This window comes from Bradyrhizobium campsiandrae, from assembly GCF_014529705.1.
GTDB classification, from domain to species: domain Bacteria; phylum Pseudomonadota; class Alphaproteobacteria; order Rhizobiales; family Xanthobacteraceae; genus Bradyrhizobium; species Bradyrhizobium campsiandrae.
The window spans coordinates 1-411 of sequence record NZ_JAANIH010000240.1 but is presented as its reverse complement, the minus strand read 5'-3'; the positions used below and the strand labels follow the sequence as shown (position 1 = coordinate 411).

Sequence of the window (411 nt, the reverse complement as noted above, 5' to 3'; positions counted from 1 at the left end):
CTATATTCCCAAGGGAGACCGTATGGATAAGTACAGTGTGGAAGATATTACTAAGATCGCGGTATGGTGCAACTCTCTTCCTCGGAAGATCTTAAACTACAAGACTCCAGAAGAGTACTTTGACACCGAACTTGACCGCATTTACCGGCGTAGATAGTCAAAATCTACCAGATGTTATGGTAAGTGTTCAATTTATTCTTGCAATTGGCGAAAAGAAATCTTCCCCATCAGCTTTAACATTTCCAGAACAGACCTGGAAGCCTGCGATATTTACCAAAAGATCGAAGACACCGTCGCTCGCTACGGGCTCAGCCGCGATCAAGTTCATATTGAGATTACGGAAAGTGCCCTCAATGACAGCAGCCAGGCCATGGTCGAAGCCGTCCAGCACTTCCATGACCTGGGGCTACC

Annotated in this window: 1 protein-coding gene and 1 pseudogene; one reads left to right on the top strand and one right to left on the bottom strand. The window is 46.5% G+C overall.

Annotated elements, in window-relative coordinates:
- Nucleotides 1–157: pseudogene (locus tag G8O24_RS47265) on the top strand (IS30-like element ISL7 family transposase); the annotation flags it as partial.
- A 30-nt stretch (nucleotides 158–187) separates the two neighbouring features.
- Here the strand turns inward: G8O24_RS47265 and G8O24_RS47260 are convergent.
- A complete protein-coding gene (locus tag G8O24_RS47260; protein ID WP_244646427.1) occupies nucleotides 188–397 on the bottom strand; it encodes a hypothetical protein in 210 nt (69 codons plus the stop codon).
- Nucleotides 398–411: the final 14 nt, after the last annotated feature.